Genomic DNA, 523 nt, shown 5'->3' with positions numbered 1-523 from the left:
TCCGGCGTCATGCGGTGGAAGATCTGGTCGCGCAGGATGCCCGCGTTGTTCACGACGATGTCAATGCGGCCGAAGGCGTCGATCGCGGTCTGGATGATGGCCTTGGCCTTGTCCCACTCCGCCACGCTCTCGGTGCTGATGACGGCCTGGCCGCCCTTCTGCTCGATGATGGCCTTGGTCTGCTCGGCCGGCGTGGTGGAGAATCCCTCGCCGCCCAGCGACGCGCCGATGTCGTTGATGACCACCTTGGCGCCGGCCTCGGCCATGGCGATGGCGATCTCGCGCCCGATTCCGCCACCAGCTCCGGTGACGACGGCGACTTTGTCCTTGAGCATCATTGCGGCGATTCCTCCTCTACCGATTGGTCGGTCGGGAGGTTAGGCCGGGGAGGCGAAGGCGTGAAGCCGGGGTTAGCCGGACAAAGTCATGCCGTCAGACGTGGAAGGATTCGCCGCAGCCGCAGCGACCCTTCTCGTTCGGGTTCACGAAGGTGAAGCCCGCGCTCATCGCCTTGACCTCGTAG

1 protein-coding gene is annotated in these 523 nt (G+C 65.2%); it reads right to left on the bottom strand.

Going from position 1 to position 523, the window contains the following annotated elements; all coding sequences use genetic code 11:
- A partial coding sequence (locus AC1DWF_RS38470) for an SDR family NAD(P)-dependent oxidoreductase (protein WP_476843650.1) occupies positions 1-338 on the bottom strand: 338 nt, incomplete at its 3' end.
- Between the last annotated feature and the right edge of the window lie 185 nt (positions 339-523).

It is taken from the genome of Aminobacter sp. P4_D5 (genome assembly GCF_056401815.1).
Note: the sequence above shows the minus strand (reverse complement) of the source record. Positions and strands in the feature narration are given on the sequence as shown.